Raw genomic sequence first — 25,353 nt, 5'->3', positions numbered from 1 at the left:
CGGCTCCTACCGCTTACGCCAGGTGAAGATCGACGACATCGCGTAATTCCACACCACGCTGACAAGCACGCCGGCGATCGCGGAAAAGACCCAGAACGTCTGATGATCGAACAGCCAGTCGGCGATGCCGATATTGGCGACCGCCCCCGTCGCGCAGACCAGATAGAAGCTGACCCACCCCCGCAGCAGTGCCGGACCACGAAGTCGCTGGTCGCGATAGGTCAGCAGATTGTTAAGGAAGAAGTTGTTCGAGATCGCCACGATCGTCGCCACCGTCTGCGCCGCGCTGAACGATGTGCCGACACCGATGAACAGGATCGACAGCACGAAGAAATGGACCAGCAGACCCAGCCCGCCGACCATCGCAAAACTCATAAATCGAACCGGGATCACCCGACCGAAAGCCTTGTCGAGGATCAGCTGGAAATATTCCCACAGCACCAGCGAATCGAGCTTGCTCTCGCCGTGCTGACGCGTGCGAAAAGTATAAGGCACCTCGGCAACGCGCAACGGCGCCGGCGCGCTGGCAGCGATGTCCAGCAGGATCTTGAACCCGACCGATGACAAGCGGGGCAAAGACCGCTCGAACGCGGCACGGGTCATCATGAAAAAACCGCTCATCGGATCGCTGATCGGCGTGCGCGTCAACGTCGCGGCCATCCGCGTCGCCAGCTTGCTCGCTGCGGTCCGTCCGCGTGTCCAGTCGCCAAAGCTGCCACCTTCGACGTAGCGGCTGCCTACGACCAGATCGATGTCGCCACCGCGCAACCGGTCGAACATCTGGCCCAGCAGCCGCTCGTCATGCTGCAGGTCGGCATCCATGATCGCCACATAGGGTGCCGCGGTCGCCATTACGCCCTCGATACAGGCCGATGCCAGACCCCGCCGGCCGTAACGCTGGACGACCCGAACCCGTGGGTTCTCCATCGCCAGTTCCCGCACCCGCGCCGCCGTCCCGTCCGGAGAATTGTCGTCAACGAACATGATTTCCCACGCCACATTCGGGAGTGCCGCCGTCACTGCCGCGATCAGCAACGGAACATTGTCGATTTCGTTGAACGCCGGCACCACAATGGCGAGTTGCGCAGGCAGCGCATGCTTCGTGGTGCCAGCCTGTGGCAGCAAGTTCAATTGAACCATGGTAGTCCCCCTCGCCCCACCCGCGGCGACGATGACGCCACCCTAATCGGGGTGTCGCCATTGGCAACCGCCGCCTTTTAGCGGCGATTGCCCCGGTATGGGACTTGGGAAACGGAAGCAGTCGGCTCAGGCAGCAGCGGCCAGTTCGTCGGTGGGCATCGGGCGCTTGTCGAACACTTCGTCGATCAACCCGAAATCCCTCGCCTCATCCGCTTGCAGGAACGTATCGCGATCCATCCGGCGCTCGATCTCCTCGATCGGCTGACCGGTATATTTCGAATAAAGCTCGTTCATCCGCGCCCGGATACGCAGGATTTCCTTCGCCTGAATCTCGATGTCCGATGCCATGCCCTGCGCACCGCCCGATGGCTGATGGATCATGATCCGTGCATTGGTCAGCGCAACGCGCATGCCCTTTTCGCCCGAGGCCAACAGGAAACTCCCCATCGACGCCGCCTGACCGATGCAGACCGTGCCGACCCGCGGCCGGATGTATTGCATCGTGTCATGGATCGCCATTCCCGCCGTGACGACACCGCCCGGCGAGTTGATGTACATGAAGATATCCTTCTTGGGATTCTCCGATTCCAGGAACAGCAACTGTGCGGTGATCAGGCTGGCCATGCCATCCTCGACCCCGCCCGTCACGAACACGATGCGCTCGCGCAGAAGGCGGCTGAAGATGTCGAACGACCGCTCGCCACGGTTCGACTGCTCGATGACGATCGGAACCAGACCGCTCCGGGTCTGCTGGAGACCGACGCCAGCCTGCGTCAGCGGGCTCGCGAAATCGCCGGTCTCGAACGGATTGTGCATTATTGATATCCCTTATGCCGATGACATGTAGATCGACGGTCAGGCGAGCGACTTCAAGTCCTGATCGCTCGCACAGATCGATGGCGTACCATATTCACGATACCTGCATATGTGGTGCGATCTCGGATCAATCTATGATTGCCACCCGCATCCGGTGCCACCCAATAGGCAGGATTGTCGGGCTGGGGGGAAAATCGTGGCAAAACCAACAGCGTGGTTCCGCGAACGAAATCTCTTGCTCGCTTTCCTCAGCGTGGGTGGTGCAGAGCGGATAGCCTGGGCGATCGTGCGTCCTGGCGTCGCTCATTCAGAGGCGGCATCCGTCGCGATTTCACTGGCACAGGGGCGCGGCTTCGCCGATGCCTATGCTGCGGGACAGGGCGCGACCGCCCATCTCCTGCCGATCACCCCGCTGCTGGCCAGCGGCGTATATCGCGTATTTGGCATTCGCTCCTTGCTGTCCGAGATAATTCTGGCCTGCGGGTCGATCGGCTTGGCGCTTGGGTCATATCTGCTGTTTTACAGGGCGTTCGGCCGATTGGGCGTGCCGCAATGGGCGCGACTGGGCACGTTGGCATTTTTGTGTCTTGCTCCGACATATATCGGGCAGGAAGTCATCGATTTTCGAATTTGGGAAGGCGGGTTGACCGCGTTTCTGACGGCGGTGTTTCTCGATCGCGTCATTCGCCAAGCTGATGCGTCACGCGGCGACTGGCAAAGGATCGCCCTGTTTGCGGCGCTGAATGCGGTGATATTCTTTGTGAATCCGGTGATTGGCATCGGCTGTTATTGCTGCAGTGCCATTCTTCTTTTTCAAACGATACCATGGCGGCGCATCATTCCCGCCGGCATCATCGCGGCGCTGTGCCTCGCCCTGTTTGTCGTGCCCTGGACGCTACGAAACAAGGCTGCGCTCGGTACGCCGGTTTTGCTGCGTAGCAACGGTGGACTGGAATTGGCGCTGGCCATGTATCCCGGTGCGATACGTCCGGCGGACCCGGTCAAGACCATGGAAACGCGATTGAAGGCGATCCATCCGTTCGGCAACCCCGCCGTATTACGACGCATGCACGCCGCTGGTGGCGAGGTTGCCTATGCACGCGCGCTGGGTACACAGGCGATTACGTGGATCCGATCGGCGCCGATCGATGCCGTGACGATTGCCATTCGCCATGTCACCGAGGTCTACGCCCCGCGCCCATGGCAATTCACCGTCTCGGCCCGTGGTACCGGAACCAGTATTAAAGCGCTATGTGCGATGCTGGTTGGAGTACTCGGCCTGGCAGGCGTCCTGCTCGCGGTGTTGCAGCGACGCCGTCATTGGATCTATCCCGCGCTGATGGCGACAGTACCGGTCGTATTGCTGGCGCCCTTTCAGCCGGTACCGCGCTACACCTATATGTTCTACGCCCTGCTCGCCTATTGCGCCGCTTTCCTGATATCGTCGCTGGTCGATCTATTCGTTAGGGCGCGGGGTGGGACAGATATGCCAGTCGCCTGACCTCGCGTCGACCGCGCACGACCGTGTCCAGGATCAGCCCGGCAAAAAAACTGAGCGCGGCGAGGATGATCAAGCCGGTGACGAGGATCGCGGTCGGCATCCGTGGGACCAGTCCGGTATCGACATATGTGACGGCAAGCGGCACCGACAACACGATACCGAAGAGGGCGAGCACCAGCGCGCCCGCACCGAAAAACCACAACGGCCGTTCGAACCGGTACAATGTCACGATCGTCTTCAAGATGCGCCAGCCGTCGCCATAGGTATCGAGCTTCGACGTGGACCCTTCCGGTCTTGCATAATAACGCGTCTCGATCTCTGCACAGGGCATCTTCAATTCCAGCGCGTGTACGCTGATCTCGGTCTCGATCTCGAATCCAGCCGAAAGAGATGGAAAGCTCTTGACGAAGCGACGGGAAAACACGCGATAACCGGTAAGAATATCGGTGAAACTACGCCCGAACAGACGCCCGAGCATTCCTGTCAGCAGCGCATTGCCGAACCGGTGACCACGCCGATAGGCGAGTTCGGCATCGCTGATCCGACTGCCGACGACCATGTCCAGTTTCTCGGTAATCAACTCGGCGACCAGCTTGCCCGCCGATGCGGCATCATACGTCGCATCGCCATCGGCCATTACATATACGTCCGCGTCGATATCGGCGAACATCCGCCGCACGACATTGCCCTTGCCCTGAATACGTTCGCGACGAACGATCGCCCCCGCCGCAGCCGCCATCTCGATAGTGCGGTCGCGGCTGTTATTATCATAGACGTAGATCAGAGCATCCGGCAGCGCGGCGCGGAAATCGGTCACGGTCTGACCGATTGCTGCTTCTTCGTTGTAGCATGGCAGCAGCACCGCAATCCGCGGTTGAGTTCCGGTCATCGACACCCCCCTGTGACAGCGCGTCCGCGCGCTACTTTTTGCGCATAGCAGCGTGCTTTTAACCGGGCGAGAAAAAGCGGGGCAGAAGCCGATGCTTCCACCCCGCCATCATCGCCCGAAAAGATCGTCCAACCTTCCGCCCGTCACACAGGGCGGGAAATACGCCGTCGCGACTTCGGCCACCGCAATAAAGGGCACATCAGACCAGGCCCAGGAAAACGTGGATCGGCTAATCCCCGGCCGGCAGCAAATGCCTGTGCCGCGCTACCCGCCTCCCCGGTATCGGGTTGACTACTCGACCGATCTATCGACCGAATCACAAACAGTGCGATCCGGGGCGGGATTTACCCAACAATAGTATGGATCGACGGAAAGCTCGGCCATATCGGACTAGTCTGGCAACGTCGCCTTCGACGATACCACTGCCGGATCACGTGGATTAACCGGCAGTGGCTATCGAATGACTTACTCGCCGGCGGTTTCGGCCTTCGCCTTCTTGGCACGTGGCTTCTTCACCGGCGCATCGGCGGCTTGCGCACCCTCGGCATTTTCAGCGGCCACCGGCGATGCTTCCGTCACCTGCGTTTCCGCGTCGACAGGAGCTGCTTTTTTGGCGCGTGGCTTCTTGGTGGGCGCAGCATCCGTGCCTGAGTCGGCAACGGCCTCCTCGGTTTTGGCGGTCGCCTTCTTCGCCTTCGACTTCGGTTCAGCTACTTCCGTAGCGGCTGCCTCCGCGGCGTGATCGTGGCCATGATGGTCGTGGTCATGCCCGTGATGATCGTCATCATGGTTATGGATATGCGTGCCGGTCGCGAAGCCATCTTCGCTCTCGATCGCCGCTTCCAGTTCCTCGCGCGTCGTCTCGCGATCGGTGATCTCGGCCTTGCCGAACAGGAAATCGACGACCTTGTCTTCATACAGCGGTGCGCGCAGCTGGGCAGCCGCCATCGGCTCCTGCTGGACATACTGCATGAAGCGCTGGCGATCTTCGGCATTATACTGCTGGGCAGCCTGCGCGATCAGGCGGTTCATTTCCTGCGCATTGACCTCGATGCCGTTGGCCTGACCGATCTCGGACAGCAACAGGCCCAGACGCACGCGGCGCTCGGCGATCTTCTGGTAATCCTCGCGCTCGGCCTCCATCTCGGCCTTCGCCTTCTCCGGATCGGCCTCGTGCGTCGCCTCATGCTCCAGCTGCGACCAGATCTGGGCGAACTCGGCTTCGACCATCGACGGCGGCACTTCGAAGTCGTGGCCATCGGCCAACTGGTCGAGCAGCTTGCGCTTCATGTGCGTGCGAGTCAGGCCGTTATGATCCTGCTCGATCTGCCCCTTGATGAGGCCCCTTAGCTGATCCAGACTTTCAAGGCCCAGATTCTTCGCCATGTCGTCATCGATCTTCGACTCGCCCGCGGTCTTCACCGACTTGATGACGAGATCGAACGTCGCCGGCTGACCAGCCAGTTCCTTCGCCTGATAATCTTCCGGGAAGGTGACCGAGATCTGCTTCTCCTCACCGGCTTTCACGCCGACGATCTGGTCCTCGAAACCGGGGATCAAGCGACCCGATCCGATCTCGACGCCCATGTCGGTGCCGGTGCCGCCCTCGAACGCCACGCCGTCGGCCGTCTTGCCGACGAAATCGACGGTGACGAGATCACCCTGCTCGGCCGCCTTATCGCCGGCATCGTCCCAGCGCTTCTGACCCTCGGAAAACTTCTTCAACTGCTCGTCGATCGCTTCGTCGGCGACGGGCACCGTCAGGCGTTCCAACGTCAGCGCGTCGATCGCGGGCGCCGGCACCTGCGGCAGCACTTCGAGCGCGATCTTGACCTCGGCATCCTTGCCGCGCTCGTAACCCTCGCCCAGCTCGACCGATGGCTGCATCGCGGGACGCAGCTGCTTTTCGGCCATCAGGTCCTGGATACCCTGCTGGATCGCCGAGTTCAGCGCATCCTGCGCCAGCGATTCGCCGTGCATCTTGCGGACCAGGTTCACGGGCACCTTGCCGGGACGGAAACCGGGCATCCGCACCTGTGGGGCGACGCGTTTCACTTCGGCATCGACCTTGGCGTCGATATCCTTGGCGGTGATGGTGAGCGTGTAGGCGCGCTTCAGCCCCTCGTTCAGCGTCTCGACAGTCTGCATTGCTGGCCTTCGATCTGGAGAAATCTTTTGTCGGTGGTCAACCCGCCTGCGCTAGCGGCGGGACTGGTGCGGGCGAAGGGACTCGAACCCCCACATCTTGCGATGGCAGGACCTAAACCTGCTGCGTCTACCAGTTCCGCCACGCCCGCATCCGAGACCCGCCGTTGGGCGGGCGTCTATACCAGCCCAGTGCGCTTGAGCAAGCGCCGAGGCAACCCCCGGAGCGAAGGATCGTTGAAAGGGGCCAAGGAGAGCAAATCATGGCCACGCAGCCCCCACCTGAAACGCCCGTTCCGTCGACCCAGCCGGTGCAGCCCGATGCGCCGCCACCGGAAATCTCGCCCCCGGCGCCTGATTTCGACCAGCCGTCACCCGGCATTCCCGCCGGTGATCCCGGGACGTCGCAGCCCGCGGAAATCTAGAGCTTGGCGAATACACGTCGAGATATATTTCCAGGATCAAACTAGCCGTACAGCCGACCGTTCGTCGAACGACGGACGGTCGGCCTTTTACATCACCGGATCGACACTGTAATTCATCGTCAGCTTACCTCCGCAGGAGAGAAACGACCGGATGCGACGTATCGAACGTGTGGTCGTTCTTGGCGGGGGCACCGCCGGCTGGATGACGGCGGCAGCGCTCAGTGCGACGTTCGGCCGCACGCTGTCCATCAATGTGCTGGAATCCGATGCGATCGGTACGGTCGGCGTCGGCGAAGCGACGATCCCCACGATCCACTGGTTCAACGAGCTGATCGGACTCGACGAAGCCGAATTCGTCCGTGCCACCAGGGCCAGTTTCAAGCTGGGGATCGAGTTCGTCGACTGGGCGCGGCCGGGGCACCGTTATTTCCATCCGTTCGGTCGCTATGGCGTCGATCTGGATCGTGTGCCGTTTCATCAACATTGGCTGCGCGCGCAGGCGGATGGATCGGACCGGCCGTTGTCTGCCTATTCGCTGGCGACCCAGCTGGCCGCCGCCGGACGCTTCGCCAGGTCCACCAGCGAACAGCGATCGATCCTGTCGACACTCGGCTATGCCTATCACTTCGATGCCGGTCTTTATGCGCGACATCTGCGCGGGATTGCCGAAGGCTGGGGCGTGACCCGGTTTGAGGGCGTGCTGGGGCAGATCGAGCGCGATCCTGATACGGGGTTCGTCACTGCGCTGACCACCGAACGCGGCGAGCGGCTGATGGGCGACTTGTTTATCGACTGCTCGGGCTTTCGCGCGCTGTTGATCGACGAGACGATGGGCGCGAGTTTCGAGGACTGGTCACATTGGCTGCCCTGCGATCGCGCCGTCGCCGTGCCTTGTGCTCGGGTTGCCGAGACGACGCCTTACACCCGATCGACGCTGCGCCCGGCGGGTTGGCAATGGCGCATCCCGCTGCAACACCGCACGGGCAACGGATATGTCTATGCCAGCGATTACGTGTCGGATGACGAGGCGGCGGCAACGCTGCTCGCCCATCTCGATGGCGAGGCGCTTGCCGACCCACACCTGTTGCGGTTCAAGGCGGGGTTTCGGCGCGAGGCGTGGTGCGGCAACGTGGTTGCCATCGGATTGTCGTCAGGGTTCCTGGAACCGCTGGAATCGACCAGCATCCATCTGATCCAGAGCGGGATCGCCAAGCTCATCACGCTGTTCCCCGACGCCGATTGCGACCCCGGACTGGCGCGGCAGTTCAACACGTTGTTCGGCCGCGATATGGACGGTATCCGCGACTTCCTGATCCTCCACTATCACGCCACCGAGGGTCACGATGCACCGCTGTGGCGGCATATGCGTGCGATGACCTTGCCCGACACGCTAGTTGAAAAGATGGAGCAATATACCCGCGCCGGACGGCTGATGCTCGGCACCGACGAACTGTTTCGTGAGGCGAGCTGGCTGGCGGTGCTGAACGGACAGGGCATCCATGCGGCAGGCCCCGCCCCGCTTGCCGATACGCTGGACGGCGCGGTGAACCGGCAGCAGCTCGACCGGATCGAGGCGGTCATCGCTCGCGCGGTACCCACGCTACCGCGCCATGACGAGGCGATCGCCACGCTGATCGGCGAACCGCATTGACCGGACCCCGCGTTCTGGTCCGCGAGATGGGCAACGAGCGCGAACCCGTCGCGATCATCGATAATTTCGCCGCCGATCCCGATGCCCTGCGCGCCTTTGCAGCCATGCAGGAATATGCGCCGGCAGGACGTCACTATCCGGGCATCATGGCGCCCCTGCCCGATGATTATCTCCGCCGGCAAGGGCCGTTGATCGCAATGGTCCTGCGCGAAGTGTTCGGGGCAATTGCCGAAATATCGGTGCTGGAGGCGCGGTTCTCGATCGTCACCGTCGCGCCAGCCTCGCTATCGATCGAACAGCGGTTGCCGCATGTCGATGCACTGGAGCCCGGCAGGCTGGCGTTGATCCACTATCTGGTGCCGGGCGGCACCGATGGGACCGCCTTCTACCGGCACCGCGCAACAGGGTTCGAGACGGTCGATGCGACCCGCGGCCCAGCCTATTTCGCGGCGCTCCATCGTGAGATCGAGAGCACCTCGTTACCGAACGCCTATATCGCGGCGGACACGCCCATGTTCGAGCGTACCGGCCATGTCGATGGTGCCTACAACCGTGCATTGCTGTATCGCAGCCGGGTGCTGCATTCGGGCGCCATCTCGCCCGACGCCGTCCTGCCGGCCGATCCGGGGACCGGGCGGTTGACCGTCACAGGCTTTTTCGCCGCCTAATCGCCCTTGGGCGGACGCACGGCCAGATAGACGGTGCTCCACAATTGCGCGGCGTTGGATTCGTCGACATCCGCCTTGCCCGCGCCGAATGCCACGACCTGATAACGCCCGTCGCGGAACGCCCATGACCATAATTCGGAGCTTTGCACCGCGCGCGATGCGGCGATCGCGCGCCATAATGCCGACTGCGCCGCCACCAGCCGCCGCCGCGTTGCGGTCGGCAGATCGGTGCGGGTCAATTGCCGTTCCAGCCCCGCCGCCATCATCGCCTGCTGCCACGACCACACGACCGCGCCATGATAGGCCGCAGGCGTGAACCGTCCCTGCGTCGTGCGATCGGCAAATGCAGGGTTGGCGACGAGCAGACCGATATCGGTCATCAGCCCGGCGGGAAACGGTCGCATGATCGAGGTGAAGTAGAGGTCGAGATCGGTGGGTGACGGTCGGCCGAACAACAGGTCGAACCCCTCGTCCGAATTGACGATCGGCACCGGCCGGCCATCGGCGCCGAGCGATAACGCATGGAACGCCAGCGGCTCCCGACCCAAAGCAGCGATGGCGCGATCCGCCGGTACGCCAACCGTCGCGGCATAGCGGCGAACCTGTTCACCCGCCTCCGCCGCTGGAATCTCGACGCGAAACAATGGCCCCGCCCGGTCGCGCCACACCTGTGCCATCGCTCCCGCCCGACCGAATGTCGTGCGATCCTCTGCGGATAGATACGCATCGAGCAGGCCCGCCTTCAACAGCCGATCGGCGGCCTCGATCGCGGCAGGAACCAGCGCGGCGTTGACGTCATAGGCATAGACGCCCCGGCCCAGCCCCTCCTCGCTGTCGCGCCACTCGCCGGTCATGCGCCCGGGCTTCAGCGCGATCAGGGTCCGCGCCGATGGCATATCGACAAAGGGACGTGCTTGGCCCAGCACGAAGCGCAGATTGCGGACCAGCGATGCACCGACCGCCTCGCGCTGGCCCGGTCGGCTTTCGCTGGCCAGCGGTTGCGCCAGATAGATACGGGCACGCGCCTTGCCGGAGCCGAGCAGATAGTCGGCGGCGACCGGTCCCAGCATGTAGTCGTCGTCGATCATGCCGTAATCGAGTTCGGCAGCATCGCCGGCACGGCCCGCCTTGCGGTTCTGGACGACGGCGAACTCGCCGATGCCCTCTTCATGCGCGACCTCTCCGGTGGGTGACAGCCGCGCGATCACCGCGTTCAGTCCGGACTCGATCGCGACGGGTTGCAGCGCCGGCATCAGCAGCCGCACCGACATCAGCGTATCGCGTCCGAAATAGGTGTCGAAGCGCCATGAGCCCGCCAGAAACTTCTCGCGGTAACTGAGGAAGGCGAGCGCGTTGCGCGCCGCCGGGTCGGCGGCGGCGTTTCGGTTGAGCAGTTGCGCAACAGGGATCGGCGTCAGCGGCTGGTCACCGGTCAGGGCGGTGATCTCGATCCGGATACGCCCACTGATGCCTGCAAGGATCGCTCGCTGCGCGATGCGTCCCTCAATGACGCGGATGGCAAGTTCGTAACCCGCCCCACCATCGAGCCGCTGCCGTCGCCACGTCATGGTGTTGCCGGCAGTTACCGGCATCGTCGCGACTTCGGTCGGGAAACGGCCGATCGCCTGATAATCGCGCAGAAAACGGACGTTCGACAACACCGCCTGCTTCGGCACCAGGCGCTTCGCATCGATCGTGGCGACCGCGACGACGCCGTGAAGTGCCCCGCGATCGAGCGGTCGGGGCGGCGTCTCCAGCCGCCATGTCGCGGCTCGACCGATCCGGTCGAACCACAATCCGACACCGCTGTTGCCAGCCGGAAACGCGACCAGGATTCGCGGGTCGGTGCCGTTGCGCAGCAACAGGTGAGCGGCCACCGAACCATCACGGACGAAGGCATTGAGATTCTGCCCCTCGGTCAATTGATAAGCGAGTTCGGGCCGGGACGGCGCCTGCGCCATGCCGCCGGTGGCTAGCGCCAGCGTGGCGACGCCCGACCAGATCGCGAATTTCGCCATGCCGTCACTCCATCATGAACGGGGCGGCCGAACGCCTGCGCGCTCGCCGCCCCCGTATGCCACATCGTCGCCGATCAGAACCGGAACGTCACCGATCCGCCATAGGTCGCCCCGACGATACCGCGGGCGTAGAAATACCCATCGGTGATCGCCTGCGTCTGGCCCTGTCGCGGATTACCCTCGGTCAGTCCGATGACGTTGAAGATGTTGTCGGCGTTCAGATTCAACTGGATGTTATCGCTCAGGTTATACGTCACGCCGACGCTGGTGACGCCATAACTGGGCAGCGCAACGCCGTTGCCGGCATCGGCATAGATCTTGCCGATATGCTTGTAGCGGCCATAAACCTCGCCCAGCCCGTTCGGCAATTGCACCGCCGGGGTGATCGTGAACAGCGTCGCGGGCGTGCGTTCCGGCCGGTTACCCTCGAACCCCTCCTGGTTCGCGCCGTTGATCTGCAGGTTTTGCAGCTTGGGGTCCTGAAACACGCCCTGCAGATTGACCGAGAACCAGTCGATCGGCCGCACGTTCACATCGATCTCGACACCGATCGTGCGCAGATCGGCGTTGATGTTGCTCTGCACCGTCGGGTTCACCGGATCGGCGAAATTATAGTTCTGGTTGCGGAAATTGGTGCGGAAGACGGTCGCCGATCCGTTGAACAATCGGCCATACTGGTAACGGACACCGGCCTCGTACAATTCGATCGTCGTGATCGGATCGATATTGTTGGTCTGGAACCCGTTGGCATAGCGCGCATAGATCGCGAAGTTCGGCGTGAACTGATAATTGGCGCCGACCGTGTACGACGCCTTCGACTGGGTCAGCTTTCCATTGGCCCCGGTGCGGGCCAGATTGGTGGGCGCATAGACGCCGTTGAAAGTCGACCCCACGGTGCGAACCACGCCGACGACGCCCGGCTGTACATCCTGGTTCACCGCCGCCGTCTGGCCATCGAATGCCGTGGCCGTGTCGCGTTCCCAGCGGATGCCACCGTCGATCCGCAGATCGCCGATCGCCAGCTCGTCATTGGCATAGAGCGAGACGGTCGAATCCTTGCGCTCGCGAATGCCCGCACCCCAATCGCCATAGGATACGAGGCCATTGTCGCTGAGCGTGCCGATCACGTTGTTCGATGCATCCAGCGCCACGATGTCGTAGATGTCGCTGTTCGTACGCACATCGTTCACGACGCTGGCGGTCGCCGACTGATCCTGCGACCGCTTGACGTTGTAATACATCACGCCGGCGGTCAGCGAGTTCTTGAAGTCGCCGGACTCATATTCCCATGTGCCGCCAGCATTCAGGCCGAAGTCCTTGCCGTCGATATAATCGTGGTTGAGCGTCGTCCGCTGAAGAAAGCCATTGCCGTTCAGGGCATTCAACTCGGTCGTCTGGTTCGATCCCAGCACCACACCGGTGCGCAGGTTCTTGATGCCGAAACGCTGCGTCGTGGGGAAAGCGGCAAAGCCAGCACGCAGCAGATCGATGATCGGCGACGTCGCCGGATTGGGCGTCAGATAATTGACGGCGCTGGTAAGGCCGGCATTGCCCGTGCCCGATCCGGGAAAGATGCCGTTGAAGTCATAGGAATATTTCAGATAACGGCCACGCGCGAACAGGTTGATCGAATCGCCCACCGGCTTTTCGATATCCAGCCGGATTTGCGCGGTCTTGGACTTGATGCCGTCGCGACCGCGGAAGTCGCGGAAACCACTGGGGTGTGCGAACGTCGAAACCGGCACCGCGATATTGTTGAACGCGTCACCGCCGATATTGCCGAATTGCGTGCCGAGGCCCGGAATGCCGGCAGGCTCGCCGTCATTGTATCGATAAGGCTGGGTGGCATAATAGGCGTTTTCGACATTGCCGCCCTTGGCCGACAGCCGCACGAAACCGCCGCCCTCGAACCGGTATTCCAGCGCCCCCTTCAACCGCCAGCCGGCATAATCGAACGGATTGTCGCGGACACCGGGGTTCGACTGGATATAGCCACCCACATTGAAGGCCAGATTCTCGGCGATCGGCTGCGAGTAATAGAAGTCGCCGCGCTTCAGGCCATAATTATATGCCGTGACGCGCGCGATGGCCTCGGTCCGGTTGAAGTTCGGCAATTTCGAGATGAAATTGATCGTCGCGCCAGCGCCGTTGACGGTCAGCACGCCAGACGAGCCGCCCTTTACCGCTTCCAGCCGATCGATGGTCAGGTCCTGGTCGAAGAAGAAGTCGGCGCCGCCGCCGCCATACAGGATCGGCATGCCGTCTTCCTGCAACTGCACGAAGCGCTGGCCGCCGCCCTGCAGGCCGCGCACGGAATAGTTGTTCGACACGGCGCCCGCCGTTCCCTCGACGAAGATGCCGGGGACGAGTTCGAGCATGTCGGCGGTGGAGCGCGGTGCCTTGCGATCGATGTCCGCACGATTGGCCAGCGTGATGTCGGCGGATGCGGAAATCAGGGGACGATTCCGCGTCGTCTGACCGGTGATGACGATATCCGGACCATCCTCGGTCGCGGTCGCCGGGTCCTGCGCCGGCGGCGTCTGCGCCGTCGCGGGTGGTTCGGTGGTCTGGGCGAAAGCCGGAAGCGTGATGCTCGCGCAACTGGCGAGAAGCAACGTGCGAAGGGCGCAGCGGTTGGTCATCAGTAATCCTCTCCAACGTACCGGTTTTTCTTCGAAAACCGTTGGGACGATGTTTACAGATCATTCAGATAACCGACAACGTCACTCACCCTTCATTCGAGCCTTTGTTACCGACTGTGGCAGATTCACCGCACTAGTTTGCCTCAAGGCGATGGCGGCAGTTCGACAGTGACCGTGCGACGGACGTAACCGGACGCTCGATCTGCCATTCCACCGGCGGCAGACATGGACAGACGGTAGCGCCCCTTGCCGGCAGGGTGGGTCTGCCCGCCCGTAACATGGCCTGGCACCCGGTCCGTCGTCAGCAGAAAATCGGTGCTGCCTTCCGGCGATGTCCAGGCGTCGAGACGCAACACATTGTCGGTCATCGCGACCCCCGCCACGATCGGATTGCGACTACGGGCGCCGATCGCGATGGGCGTCGACATAGCGGCGATGCCCACCCCGCCCGCATGTTCGATACGCACGTGCGTAACGCCGTGGGGGATGGCATCGACCTTCAGTCGGGCGTGCTGATCCTGCCCCTCGGAAACGAGCTTCGCCGCGACGGGCTTGCCATCGACCATCGCCCCCCGAATTCCGGCGCCGAGTGGCAGCATCGGTTCGAAATCGATCGCCAGTGCCGATCCGGGATTCTCGATATCGAGTTCCGTCCCCTCGGCATCCTGACGCATGGTCAAGGTTATCCGGTCGCGGCCGACACGCACGTTCCGCAATGTGATGGCGCCCCATTCGGGGGGCAGATGCGGCGCGAAGGTCAGGCGGCGCTCGGCACCGTGGACGTCCAGGCCGTACATACCGCGCATGGCCGCCAGCAACAGTCCGGCCGACGACCATGTCTGCTCGGGCACGGATTCGAATTCGGGGTGGTAAAGGTCGCCCGCCATCACCTCGTGCAGATGGCCCGCGCTGTCGAGCGTATCGCCTGCCGCCATCCCGCGCCATATCGCCCAAGCGTTCAGCGGCCGGTGCTGGCGCCAGAATGCCTCGGCCACCGTCGCACTGCCCAGCGTCCAGACGCTGCCGGCCGAATACAGGTTGGGGTCGTAATGGGGATCGCTCGCAGACAGGCTGCGGACGCCCCAGTCGGTCATGAAATCAGGCGTCGCGATCCGGTCGAGCAGTCGGCCGGCGCGTTCCGGCGACACGACCCCCTGCCCCAACACGCCGATCGCATCGGGGCGCAGGCTTCGGACGGGCGTGCCATCACGGCGATGGCCGGACAACCAGAAGCCGCTGGCATCGTCCCAACCGTTCGTTGCGATCGCGGATCGGGCACGGGCGGCACCTGAACGTGCCTTCGCCGCCAGCGCGTTGTTTCCCTGAAGGGCGGCGAGCTCGGCAAAACCGTCGGCGGCATCGATCCACAAGGTGGACAGGCGGATATCGTCGCGCAAATCCTCCTGCTCGTTTTGTCCCTGCTTGCCCGGCGGAATGCCCGGAAGGCCGGTGGCGGGATCGATCACCGAGATGCAATAAGCCCATGCCGCCAGCAGCGCCCGCCAGTTGTCGCGCACGAAGCCCACATCGCCCGTCGTCGCGACATAGCGCCGCACCGCCGCCAGATACTGAAAAGTGATATCGACGTGGACGTACATGTAATGATATTTGCCGACCCAATCGATCAGACCGGCACTCTGGGACATTTCGTGCCAGATCATTCCCGTCCTGGGGTCCTGATAGCGGGTGACGAAGGCGAGTTCTTCACGCGCGCGTTCGAACTGGCCGGCGGCCAACATCCCTTCCATCGCGACCAATCCGTCGCCAGCAAAGAACCAGGCATATTGCGGCCGCCGATCGGGGCGCGACAGGCCGTATCCCGCCAACGCGCCGCAACCGAGCCGATCGTTACAAGCCCAGGCGCCATCGAGCGCGAGGACAGCGGACAAGAGAGCCTTGTCCGCCGCCGGATCGGGGCTTTCGACAGCGATCGACTGGTCGAGCACCGCGGCGACATGAGCCTTGGCCTCCACCCGTGCGGCGGTTTCGCCCTGGCGCACCATGTTCGCGCCATCGACTTTCGCTTCCGGGTCGAGTGCGAAGACGATGGTGGCATGGCGCCGACCATTCTCGTCGGGGCGCGGTGCCAATAGCATGGCGAGCCGTTCCGCCGGTTGGCGTGCATAATTGACCGGATCGTCATGCGCGATTGCCTCGGCCGACGAGATCGTCGCGCTGAACCCGTGTAGCGGCTCACGCTCGACATAGCCCGACCGGGCGGCATCCCAGCCCACCGATCGCCCGCCAAGCGCCGCCGGCCACATCAGATTGAGCGACGGTCGGAAACTGGCTTCCACTTGTACGTCAGGCCGCCCCTCCACTTCATAGCGCAGGATCGTGCCTGCCTGACGGCGCGGAACGAACAGCCGTTCGCGGACGACGAAGGTAGCCCCGACATAGGTCCGCACCACCTCGGCCGGCGTGCGCTCGACGCTTCGCAACAACGGTCCGGCATCGATCGGATCGACGACGCCGGCAACCCGGAAGCGGAGACGATAATCGCTCGCCAGTTGCAGCGGCCATGCCCAGATTTCGAGACCGTCGGGATAGCCCATGACCAATGCCCGCTCGCCCTTTGCCGAGACGAAGCCGGTGACATCCTGCTGATAACGCGGTGCTTCGCGCGCACCGGCGACCACGGTCGATAACGCCCCGATACATGATGCGATGACGACGACGTGACGCAACATCTGTTCACCTGCTCCCGCATCTTCATACGATGGGTGGGATGGGGCGTATAGTGCTCGCCGCGTCAGCGCTGCCGGCATCATGGAACAGAAACATGGATCGATCGCTATCCTGATCGAGTGGGCAACAGTGAAAGGGAACAGCGTCATGCGCCTTGTTCTGGCTTTTGCATCGATCGCGACGTTGTTCGTCGGAACGACGGCCACGGCCGCGCCGGTCGATGTCCCGCAACCGTTCTTCGCATCACCCGTGTCGGACGGCATCCTCTCCTCGTCCTGCGGAACGGGAGCAGCGGGTCGTTACGGTTTTGCCGATGACGTGGTGGCCAATGTGGATCGACAGGCCGCAAGTTTGCGGAATGCCACCATCGCCACATGGTCTATCGAGTTTGCTACACCATTGATCGCGGCGAACGCGGCACGAGCCGGATTGCTCGACTAGGGCGTTAGCCATCGGGTTGTCCTTCGCCCATTTCTATCGATTGCGATATCTTCCGGAAACGGCAGGTATATGTGTCTCGCCTGCCATCATCACCTTTCGCCCATCGAGAACGTCGCCGGCCATCGATCCGCTAGAATCTTGAGCCGGTGCCGCGGTGCTGTCGCGGATGATGAGTTCATGGTGCAGCGTGACGTGCCGGGTCGGGCTATCGACATCGCGCAGGATGTCGACCAGCAGTTCGACCGCACGGCGGCCGATCATCCCCTTGGGCTGAGCGATTGTCGTCAACGCTGGCTGGAAGAAGCGGGCAAACGGCAGATCGTCGAAGCCGATCACCGAGATATCGTCGGGGCAAGACAGACCCGCCTCGGCGATCGCACTGATCGCGCCCAGCGCCATTTCGTCGCTGAAACAGAAAATGGCGGTAACCGCGCCGGGACCGCGCCGGGCAATCAATTCGGTGGCCTGAATGAAGGCTGACGCCGCCGAGTAATCGCCAATGCAAAGATGCAGGTGATCCGCCAACCCGTGCCGTTCGGCCGCCGCCATCGCCCCGGCCAGACGATCGCGACTGATCGGACTGATCGTCGGTCCGGTGATGATTCCAATATCGCGGTGACCCAGGGCGACCAGATGCTCGACGGCGTCGCTGCTGGCGGCCGCGTTATCGATATGCACGCTGGGAACGCCGATATCCGGGCTGTATTCGCACCCGTTGACGATCGGTGCCGCCGCGCCATCCCGTGACAAGAGCGGTTTCAGACTTGCCGGCAGACGGTGGCCCAGGAAGATCAGGCCATCGACCTCTCGCCGGGACAGCATTTCGGCGTATTGATCCTCGACCTCCGGATCGTGCCGGGTATCGCCGACCACGACGGCATAGCCCGCATCGCGCGCCGCTTCTTCCGCGCCGCGGATCACGCTCGCGAAAAACGGATTGGAGATATCGGGCACCGTCAGCAAGATCTTGGCGGCCCTGAGCGTACGCAGGCTTCGCGCCGCGATATTGGGCGCATAACCCAGCGTCCGGACGACCGCCAACACCCGCTCCCGCGTATGCTGCGCCACGCGTTCGGGTCTCGACAACACCCGTGATACCGTCGCCGTGGACACGCCGGCCAACGCCGCGACGTCGATGATCGTCGTCATCGCCCTGTCATGTATCGAGTTGCGGCGGTTGTCGATAGCGAGCGATGTAATCCTTTACATCGCCACCGACCGTGCCTAGCCTATGCACGAAGAAGCAGAAGAAACTGCGTGAGGAGAGGTTGGCGCATGGCCACTGCCGAAGGTGCATTGCAGGGCGTCGGACGTCCGGCGGACGGATTGCTGACTGGGCGTCTCAGCGCGCTGATGTTCATGCAGTTCTTCGTGTGGGGCGCGTGGACCGTCACGCTGGGTCTGGTGATGCAGACGGTCGGTATCGGCAACCTGATCGGCAACGCCTTTTCGGTCGGGCCGATCGCCTCGATCGTCGGATCGTTCCTGCTGGGCATGGCCGCCGCCCGATATGTCAGCCCGCGCATGCTGATGGTGATCCTGCATCTGATCGGCGGCGCCATCCTGTTCGTGCTGCCATCGCTGGTGACGCCGGAGCGCGGCGACACCCTCGTCTGGGTGCTGCTCGGCTACATGATCCTGTATATGCCGACAGTCGGGCTCGCCAACACGATCGCGCTGAAGAGCCTCGGCGATCGGACCGACCGGTTTCCCTTCGTACGCGCGTTCGGCACGCTGGGCTGGATCGCCGCCGGCCTGATCGTCGGCTGGGCCGGCCTGTCCGCCAGCCCGCAGATCTTCACGATCTCGGCGGTCGTGTCGATCGCCCTAGGACTGTACAGCTTCACGCTGCCCAACGTCGAACCCGACGCACCGCGCGATGAAAGCGTGGTCCGGCAGGTCTTCTGCGTCGAGGCGTTCAGCCTGCTGAAGCAGCGTTCGTTCATGATCTTCATCACTTGCGCGACGCTGATCTCGATCCCGCTGGCGATGTACTACGCCTATGCCTCGCCCTATGTCGGCGCGACCGGCATCGTGAATGTCGGCGGAACGCTGGCGATCGGGCAGATGTCCGAACTGGTCTTCATGTTCTCGATGCCGTGGCTCTACCGGCGGTTCGGGGTGAAGCCATTGCTGCTGGTCGGCATGGCCGCCTGGGCGCTGCGCTATGCACTGTTCGCGATCGGTGATGGCGGCTCATCGATCTGGGCGGTCTATCTCGGCGTCGCCCTGCATGGTGTCTGCTACGACTTCTTCTTCGTGGCCGGCGCGATCTACACCGGCACCATCGCGACGCCGAAGGGGGTGAACGCGCAGGCACAGGGGATGCTGACGTTGTTCACCTATGGCGTCGGCATGTTGCTCGGGTCGCAGATCGGCGCGCTTTTGTATGCGCAGTTGCCGGCTACGCCGAGCATCGCCGACTGGCAGCAGATGTGGTGGTATCCGGCGATCGCCGCCGCGCTAATCGCGATCCTGTTCCAGTTCACCTTTCGCGACACCAGGAAGGAGGCCGCCGCATGAAGGCGATGAAGGGACCGGGCATTTTCCTCGCCCAATTCATGGGTGACACGGCACCATTCGACACCTTGGAACATCTCGCCGAATGGGCGGCGGGACTGGGTTATGTCGGCGTGCAGATACCCTGCAACACGCAATTGATCGACCTGGCACTCGCCGCCGGGAGCAAGACCTATTGCGACGACCTGAGAGGGACGCTCGCCAAGCACGGCATCGAAGTCACCGAACTGTCCACGCATCTTCAGGGCCAGTTGGTCGCCGTCCATCCCGCCTATGACACGCTGTTCGATGGCTTCGCCCCACCCGAAGTGCATGGCAAACCTGCCGAGCGTCAGGCCTGGGCGGTGGAGCAGGTCAAACTGGCCGCGAAGGCGAGCGCCAATCTGGGGCTGTCGGCGCATGCCACTTTCTCGGGCGCGCTGGCTTGGCCCTATGTCTATCCGTGGCCGCAGCGGCCGGCCGGACTGGTCGAGGAGGCGTTTGCCGAACTCGCCCGCCGCTGGATACCGATCCTCGATGTCTTCGAAGCGGAGGGTGTCGATTGCGCGTTCGAGATTCACGCGGGCGAAGACCTGCACGACGGCGCGTCATGGGAACGCTTCCTCGCCGCGGTCGATCACCATCCCCGCGCGCGCCTGTTGTTCGATCCGTCGCACTTCGTATTGCAGCAGCTCGACTATCTCGATTTCATCGATCGCTATCACGACCGGATTTCGTGCTTTCACGTCAAGGATGCGGAGTTCAATCCGACCGGGCGCTCGGGTGTCTATGGCGGGTACGAGAACTGGGTGGATCGCGCCGGTCGTTTCCGCTCGCTGGGCGACGGGCAGGTCGATTTTTCATCGATCTTCAGCAAGATGGCGCAATATGGCTATGACGGCTGGGCGGTGCTCGAATGGGAGTGTGCGCTGAAGCGATCCGAAGATGGCGCACGTGAGGGCGCGCCGTTCATCCGCGACCACATGATCCGTTTGACCGAGCGTCCATTCGACGACTTCGCGGCCAGCGGCGTCGATCGTGCGGCGATCCGCTCGCTGCTCGGCCTGTCGAAGGAGCCGTCATGACCCGGCTGCGGCTCGGCATGGTCGGTGGCGGCGAAGGCGCCTTCATCGGCGCGGTCCACCGGATGGCCGCGGCGCTGGACGGCGACTGGCAGTTGGTGGCCGGCGCCTTCAGCACCGACGCTAGCCGCAACGAGCGAACCGGGGAATCGCTGGGGCTGGACTCTCAACGGGTCTATCCGTCGCTCGATACGATGATCGCACGGGAACAAGCAGTGTCGGCCGATCAGCGCATCGATGCGGTGGCGATCGTGACGCCCAACTATCTGCATGCGCCGATGGCGATCGCGGCGCTGAACGCCGGCTTCCACGTATTCTGCGAAAAGCCGATGGCGATGAGCGTAACCGAGGCCGAGGCGATCGCAAAGGCGGCCCGGGCAAGCGGACAACGCTTCGCCCTCGCCTTCACCTATAGCGGCTATCCGTTAATCGAGGAGGCCCGAGTCAGGATCGCGCGCGGTGATCTCGGCAAGATCAGGCTCGTTCAGGTCGAATATCTGCAAGGCTGGCTCAGCCTGCCGATCGACACCGATGGCAACAAGCAGGCCGAATGGCGGACGGACCCCGCCCGTGCCGGTATCGGCGGCTGCCTCGGTGATATCGGGACGCATGCCTTTCAGCTTGCCGAACATGTATCCGGATTACGCGTGCAGTCGGTATCGGCGGACGTCGCCACGCATGTACCGGGCCGGCGGCTCGACGACGATGTCAGCGCCCTGCTGCGCTTTGCCGGTGGCGCTCGCGGAACGTTGAAGGCCAGTCAGGTCGCGGCCGGCGAGGAAAACGGCCTCAAGCTGCGTATCCATGGCGAGCGCGGCGGCCTGGAATGGGCGCAGATGGAACCGAACACGCTCATGCTCCGATGGCTCGATCGCCCGACCGAGATCGTGCGGGCGGGCGGACCGGGGCTGCACGATGGTGCTACCGCGCTTCTGCGGACGCCGGCGGGTCATCCCGAGGGCTATATCGAGGCGTTTGCGAACCTCTATCGCGCTTTTGCAGCGGCCATCCGCGGCAGCAACGATCGCTCGTTTCCGGGCGTCGTCGATGGCCTCCGTACGATGCGGTTCATCGAGGCCGTGATAGAAAATGCCGGGTCCGACAAAAAATGGACCATGATCGATTCTGGAGAGAATGCATGAAGCTCGTTCTATGCCTGGCCATCGGCAGCGCCGCTGCGGCGACGATGGTCGCCGTAGCCGCGCCGACCATTGCGCAGACCGCGCCCGCCGCCGCGCCACCCGCCTTCGCTGCCTGCCGCGCCTGCCATACCGTACCGAAGGGCGGAAAGAATGGGATCGGCCCTAATTTGTACGGCGTGGTCGGTCGCGCAGCCGCCTCCGCACCCGGTTTCAATTACTCGCCCGCATTGAAGGCGTCGAAGCTGCGCTGGGACGAAAAGACGCTGGACGAGTATCTTGCGGCGCCATCGAAGAAGGTCCCCGGCACGCGCATGCCGATCTCGACTCCCGATCCGGCCAAGCGCGCGGCCATCATCGCCTATCTGAAGGCGGAAGGCGCCAAGTGATGCGCCCGCCCGTACATCGCAGTTCAGCAGGAATGCGCGTGTGATGGTTTCGCGTCGCACCGTCATCGCAGCGGGCGCCGCAGCGTCGCTGGCATCCGGGCTGGTCGCCGCCCAGCGAACCGGCTCCAACGCGGCGCGCTTCTCGCTGAAATTCGCACCACACGAGGGCAGCTTCGCCAGCCGTGGCGGGCGGATCGAACAGATCGCCTTTGCCGCGGATCAGGGCTTCACCGCCTGGGAGGACAATGAGGCCAGCCTGCGCACGGTCGCCGAGCAGGAACAGATGGCGAAAGCGCTGTCGCAGCGCGGTATGACGATGGGTGTCTTCGTCGCCAGCATGCCGAAATGGGCACAGTCGCGACCGCTGCTGGGCGCTGATGACGGGGCCGAGCGCGAGGCTTTCCTCGCCAATATCCGCGCATCGATCGACGTCGCCAAGCGCCTGAACGCCAATCGGATGACCGTCGTCACCGGCTTCATGGACCCGAGATTGCCGGTCGATATCCAGACCGCGCGCGTCATCGACGTGATGCGCCGCGCCGGCGATATCGTCGCGCCGCACAACATCGCAATGGTGATGGAGCCGCTGAACACGCGCACCAATCACCCTGGTGTTTACATGCAGACCATCGCGCAGGGCTTCGCGGTCGCGCGCGGCGTGAACAGTCCGGCGGTCAAGATATTGGCCGATCTTTATCACGAACAAATTCAGTCCGGGAACCTGATCCCCACGCTCGACACTTGCTGGAGCGAGATCGGCTATATCCAGTTCGGCGACAATCCGGGACGCAAGGAACCGACAACCGGCGAAATAAACTTCGCCAACATCGTCAAATGGTTGCGATCCAGACAATATTCGGGTGTGATCGGCATGGAGCACGGCAACTCGATAGCCGGGCGAGCGGGCGAGGATCGCCTGATCGCCGCCTATCACGAGATCGATCGAGCAGGAGGGGAACAAGGATGACGACCACGCACAAGATGGCGGCCATCATGACGGGATTGATCGCGGCTGCCGCCCTGCCGGCCGCCGCGCAGGAAAAGCCGGGATTTCGGGACACGCCGATGCTGCCCGGTGGTCAATGGCGCGTCCATGATGCCGACCGGCCTGCACCGGTCGCAGTCGCGCCGGCCGCAACGCCGGGTGGCGCCCCCGCCGATGCGGTCATCCTCTTCGACGGCCGATCGACCGACGCATGGCAGGGCGCGCGGGGAGCATGGCCGGTCGCCAATGGCGCGATGACGATCCCCTCACGCGCGAAGAGCGGCGGCGAGAACAACCTCGTATCGAAGCAGAGCTTCGGTGATGTCCAACTGCATCTGGAATTCCGGTCGCCCAACCCGCCGACCAAGACGTCTCAGGATCGCGGCAACAGCGGCATCTGGTTCATGCAGCGGTACGAGGTCCAGATCCTCGATGGTTACCAGAACCCGACCTATGCCGACGGCACGGTAGGCGCGGTCTATGGCTGGAAACCACCGCTGGTGAATGCGGCGCGCCGACCGGGCGAATGGCAAAGCTACGACATCGTATTCGAACGGCCTCGCTTCGCGGCCGATGGTGCGTTGCTGCGGCCGGCTTACGTCACGGCATTCCTGAATGGCGTGCTGGTCCAAAATCATCAGGCGATGCTTGGCACCACTATCTGGCGGCAGGTCGCCAGTTACAAAGCGCATCCCGACGCAGCGCCGATCCAGTTGCAGGATCACGACTCCCCCGTGTCGTTCCGCAACATCTGGGTTCGGCCGCTGACCGACGCGGCGATCGCGCAGGATCTTGGAAAGGACGGCAAGTGATCGACCGCAGAACTGCCCTGGCGGGCATCACCGCCATGTTCGGCACCGCCTTGTATGCACCAATCGCCCGCGCGGCCGGTGCCGTGAAGACGGCAACGATGCCGATCATCAGCGAAGGCCCACCCAGCGTGGCGGTCTTCACCCCGGTTCAACGGGCGCTGATGACCACGCTCAGCGAACGCGTACTGCCCACGACCGATACGCCGGGCGCCATTGCGGCAGGGGTGCCAGCATTCATCGAAAAGATGCTCGCCGACTGGGCGATGCCCGAAGATCGGGTGCCGATCCTCGCCGGGCTGGATGCGATCGAGGCCCGCAGTATGCAGGATTACAAGGTGCCGTCTGCCCGAACGACGGCGGTGCAGCAGGATGCGCTACTTACCCTGGCGATGAACGACGGGTTGCCGTCCGGCAGCGTTTTCTTCGAGGCTTTTCGGCAGCTTGTCCTGACCGGATATTACACGTCCGAGATCGGCATGACGCAGGAGCGCGAGTATCTGCCCGTCCCCGGCGAGTATAACGGCGCCTTTCCCTATTCTCAGGTCAACAAGGTATATTCGGCATGATCATCAACCGCAGAAACCTGTTGGCCGGCGCCGGATCGGTGGCCGCCCTCACCCTCGCCGATCTGACGATGTCACCGGCCTCCGCCGCTCAACTCAAGGCGATCGGCCTGCAACTCTACACCGTCCGCGAACTGTTCCAAAAGGACCCCGTCGCCACGTTGGAGACGGTCGCAAGGATCGGATATCGCGAGGTCGAATATGGCGGTGGTGGCTATGATGCCATGGACCATGCGATGCTGCGCAAGACGATGGACCGGCTCGGCCTGCGCGCGCCGTCGGTTCATATCGGTTATGACGCGCTGCTCGAACAATTCGACAAGTCGGTGACGATGGCGAAAACGCTCGGTGCCGACACCGTCATTCTCCCCTACATGACCGACCAATATCGGAATGAACAGGGCTGGGAAGCCGCGCTGCCGAACTTCAATCGCTTTGCCCGGGACCTGAAAAAGGCCGGACTGGGATTTGCTTACCATAACCACGATTTCGAATTCACGACCAAGCCGGGCGGCGTCAGCCTGTACGACCGGTTCCTGAAGGCGACCGACCCCGCGCTCGTGAAGGTCGAGCTCGATCTGTATTGGGCGGCACATGCCGGCGAAAATCCCGCGGCACTGATCGATCGCCTTTCGACCCGGTTATATGCCTATCACGTCAAGGACATGCGCGCCGATCGCAGCATGACAGCGGTGGGTAATGGCGCAATCGATTTCGGTGCGCTCTTCAAACTAAAGGGCAGTGCGGGAGTACGCCATTTCTACGTCGAGAACGACCAGGCGCCCGCCCCTTACATTCCCGACATCACCACCAGTTTCCGCACGCTGCGCTCGCTGCGTTTCTGATCGAATATTCGGAGA

21 protein-coding genes and 1 tRNA gene are annotated in these 25,353 nt (G+C 63.1%); 13 read left to right on the top strand and 9 right to left on the bottom strand.

Features of this window, described 5'->3' with window-relative positions; translation table 11 throughout:
• Nucleotides 1–6: 6 nt before the first annotated feature.
• Both JAO74_RS03020 and JAO74_RS03015 read right to left on the bottom strand, forming a co-directional pair.
• Nucleotides 7–1,140, bottom strand: coding sequence for a glycosyltransferase (locus JAO74_RS03020; RefSeq protein ID WP_199034831.1), 1,134 nt, complete (start codon nt 1,138–1,140; stop codon nt 7–9).
• Nucleotides 1,141–1,266: 126 nt separating this feature from the next.
• Nucleotides 1,267–1,956, bottom strand: a complete 690-nt coding sequence (locus JAO74_RS03015; RefSeq protein WP_056525398.1) for an ATP-dependent Clp protease proteolytic subunit — start codon at nt 1,954–1,956, stop codon at nt 1,267–1,269.
• A gap of 196 nt (nt 1,957–2,152) precedes the next feature.
• Between JAO74_RS03015 and JAO74_RS03010 the strand changes: the two genes are divergently transcribed.
• Nucleotides 2,153–3,457 (top strand): hypothetical protein, encoded by a 1,305-nt coding sequence (locus JAO74_RS03010; protein ID WP_199034829.1) that lies wholly within the window; start codon nt 2,153–2,155, stop codon nt 3,455–3,457.
• Here JAO74_RS03010 and JAO74_RS03005 read toward each other — a convergent pair.
• The 3 genes from JAO74_RS03005 to JAO74_RS02995 form a co-directional block, all read right to left on the bottom strand.
• On the bottom strand, nt 3,420–4,346 hold the full coding sequence (locus JAO74_RS03005; RefSeq protein ID WP_199034827.1) for a glycosyltransferase family 2 protein: 927 nt from the start codon (nt 4,344–4,346) through the stop codon (nt 3,420–3,422). The genes JAO74_RS03010 and JAO74_RS03005 overlap by 38 nt on opposite strands.
• A 465-nt stretch (nt 4,347–4,811) precedes the next feature.
• The gene (tig, locus tag JAO74_RS03000) at nt 4,812–6,494 is read right to left on the bottom strand and encodes a trigger factor (protein WP_199034825.1); all 1,683 of its coding nucleotides are present in this window, start codon (nt 6,492–6,494) and stop codon (nt 4,812–4,814) included.
• Between the two features lie 64 nt (nt 6,495–6,558).
• Nucleotides 6,559–6,643, bottom strand: a tRNA-Leu gene (locus JAO74_RS02995).
• Nucleotides 6,644–6,754: 111 nt separating this feature from the next.
• On the opposite strand from JAO74_RS02995, the gene JAO74_RS02990 reads away from it, so the two are divergent.
• From JAO74_RS02990 to JAO74_RS02980, 3 genes are all read left to right on the top strand, one after another.
• Nucleotides 6,755–6,916, top strand: coding sequence for a hypothetical protein (locus JAO74_RS02990; RefSeq protein ID WP_199034823.1), 162 nt, complete (start codon nt 6,755–6,757; stop codon nt 6,914–6,916).
• 151 nt (nt 6,917–7,067) lie between these two features.
• Nucleotides 7,068–8,567, top strand: coding sequence for a tryptophan halogenase family protein (locus JAO74_RS02985; protein WP_199034821.1), 1,500 nt, complete (start codon nt 7,068–7,070; stop codon nt 8,565–8,567).
• Entirely contained in the window at nt 8,564–9,235 is a 672-nt protein-coding gene (locus tag JAO74_RS02980; protein WP_199034820.1) for a DUF6445 family protein, read from the top strand. The genes JAO74_RS02985 and JAO74_RS02980 overlap by 4 nt, the downstream gene beginning before the upstream one ends.
• Here JAO74_RS02980 and JAO74_RS02975 read toward each other — a convergent pair.
• The 3 genes from JAO74_RS02975 to JAO74_RS02965 form a co-directional block, all read right to left on the bottom strand.
• A complete protein-coding gene (locus tag JAO74_RS02975) occupies nt 9,232–11,253 on the bottom strand; it encodes a hypothetical protein (RefSeq protein ID WP_199034819.1) in 2,022 nt (673 codons plus the stop codon). The two genes, JAO74_RS02980 and JAO74_RS02975, sit on opposite strands and share 4 nt — an antisense overlap.
• A gap of 74 nt (nt 11,254–11,327) precedes the next feature.
• Nucleotides 11,328–13,895, bottom strand: coding sequence for a TonB-dependent receptor domain-containing protein (locus tag JAO74_RS02970; RefSeq protein WP_199034818.1), 2,568 nt, complete (start codon nt 13,893–13,895; stop codon nt 11,328–11,330).
• Between the two features lie 143 nt (nt 13,896–14,038).
• On the bottom strand, nt 14,039–16,585 hold the full coding sequence (locus JAO74_RS02965) for an amylo-alpha-1,6-glucosidase (protein ID WP_199034817.1): 2,547 nt from the start codon (nt 16,583–16,585) through the stop codon (nt 14,039–14,041).
• Nucleotides 16,586–16,664: 79 nt separating this feature from the next.
• Here JAO74_RS02965 and JAO74_RS02960 point away from each other — a divergent pair, with 79 nt between their 5' ends.
• On the top strand, nt 16,665–17,024 hold the full coding sequence (locus JAO74_RS02960; RefSeq protein ID WP_199034816.1) for a hypothetical protein: 360 nt from the start codon (nt 16,665–16,667) through the stop codon (nt 17,022–17,024).
• 33 nt (nt 17,025–17,057) lie between these two features.
• Here JAO74_RS02960 and JAO74_RS02955 read toward each other — a convergent pair whose 3' ends face one another.
• Complete coding sequence (locus JAO74_RS02955; protein ID WP_199034814.1) at nt 17,058–18,173, bottom strand: LacI family DNA-binding transcriptional regulator; 1,116 nt, start codon at nt 18,171–18,173, stop codon at nt 17,058–17,060.
• 126 nt (nt 18,174–18,299) lie between these two features.
• Between JAO74_RS02955 and JAO74_RS02950 the strand changes: the two genes are divergently transcribed.
• The 8 genes from JAO74_RS02950 to JAO74_RS02915 are packed head-to-tail and all read left to right on the top strand — an operon-like array spanning nt 18,300 to nt 25,338.
• Nucleotides 18,300–19,547: an MFS transporter gene (locus JAO74_RS02950; RefSeq protein WP_199034812.1), complete on the top strand. Its 1,248-nt coding sequence runs from the start codon at nt 18,300–18,302 to the stop codon at nt 19,545–19,547.
• Nucleotides 19,544–20,608 (top strand): sugar phosphate isomerase/epimerase family protein, encoded by a 1,065-nt coding sequence (locus tag JAO74_RS02945; protein ID WP_199034810.1) that lies wholly within the window; start codon nt 19,544–19,546, stop codon nt 20,606–20,608. Before JAO74_RS02950 ends, JAO74_RS02945 begins: the two co-directional genes overlap by 4 nt.
• On the top strand, nt 20,605–21,747 hold the full coding sequence (locus JAO74_RS02940; protein WP_199034808.1) for a Gfo/Idh/MocA family protein: 1,143 nt from the start codon (nt 20,605–20,607) through the stop codon (nt 21,745–21,747). Before JAO74_RS02945 ends, JAO74_RS02940 begins: the two co-directional genes overlap by 4 nt.
• 44 nt (nt 21,748–21,791) lie before the next feature.
• The gene (locus JAO74_RS02935) at nt 21,792–22,133 is read left to right on the top strand and encodes a c-type cytochrome (protein WP_233150636.1); all 342 of its coding nucleotides are present in this window, start codon (nt 21,792–21,794) and stop codon (nt 22,131–22,133) included.
• 43 nt (nt 22,134–22,176) lie between these two features.
• On the top strand, nt 22,177–23,100 hold the full coding sequence (locus JAO74_RS02930; protein WP_233150569.1) for a hydroxypyruvate isomerase family protein: 924 nt from the start codon (nt 22,177–22,179) through the stop codon (nt 23,098–23,100).
• The gene (locus JAO74_RS02925; protein WP_199034802.1) at nt 23,097–23,930 is read left to right on the top strand and encodes a 3-keto-disaccharide hydrolase; all 834 of its coding nucleotides are present in this window, start codon (nt 23,097–23,099) and stop codon (nt 23,928–23,930) included. Before JAO74_RS02930 ends, JAO74_RS02925 begins: the two co-directional genes overlap by 4 nt.
• Nucleotides 23,927–24,496, top strand: a complete 570-nt coding sequence (locus JAO74_RS02920) for a gluconate 2-dehydrogenase subunit 3 family protein (RefSeq protein WP_199034800.1) — start codon at nt 23,927–23,929, stop codon at nt 24,494–24,496. The genes JAO74_RS02925 and JAO74_RS02920 overlap by 4 nt, the downstream gene beginning before the upstream one ends.
• On the top strand, nt 24,493–25,338 hold the full coding sequence (locus JAO74_RS02915) for a sugar phosphate isomerase/epimerase family protein (RefSeq protein ID WP_199034798.1): 846 nt from the start codon (nt 24,493–24,495) through the stop codon (nt 25,336–25,338). Before JAO74_RS02920 ends, JAO74_RS02915 begins: the two co-directional genes overlap by 4 nt.
• Nucleotides 25,339–25,353 lie beyond the last annotated feature (15 nt).

The organism is Sphingomonas mollis, assembly GCF_016427505.1.
Classification (GTDB): domain Bacteria; phylum Pseudomonadota; class Alphaproteobacteria; order Sphingomonadales; family Sphingomonadaceae; genus Sphingomonas; species Sphingomonas mollis.
This window is presented reverse-complemented; position numbering and strand designations above follow the sequence as displayed.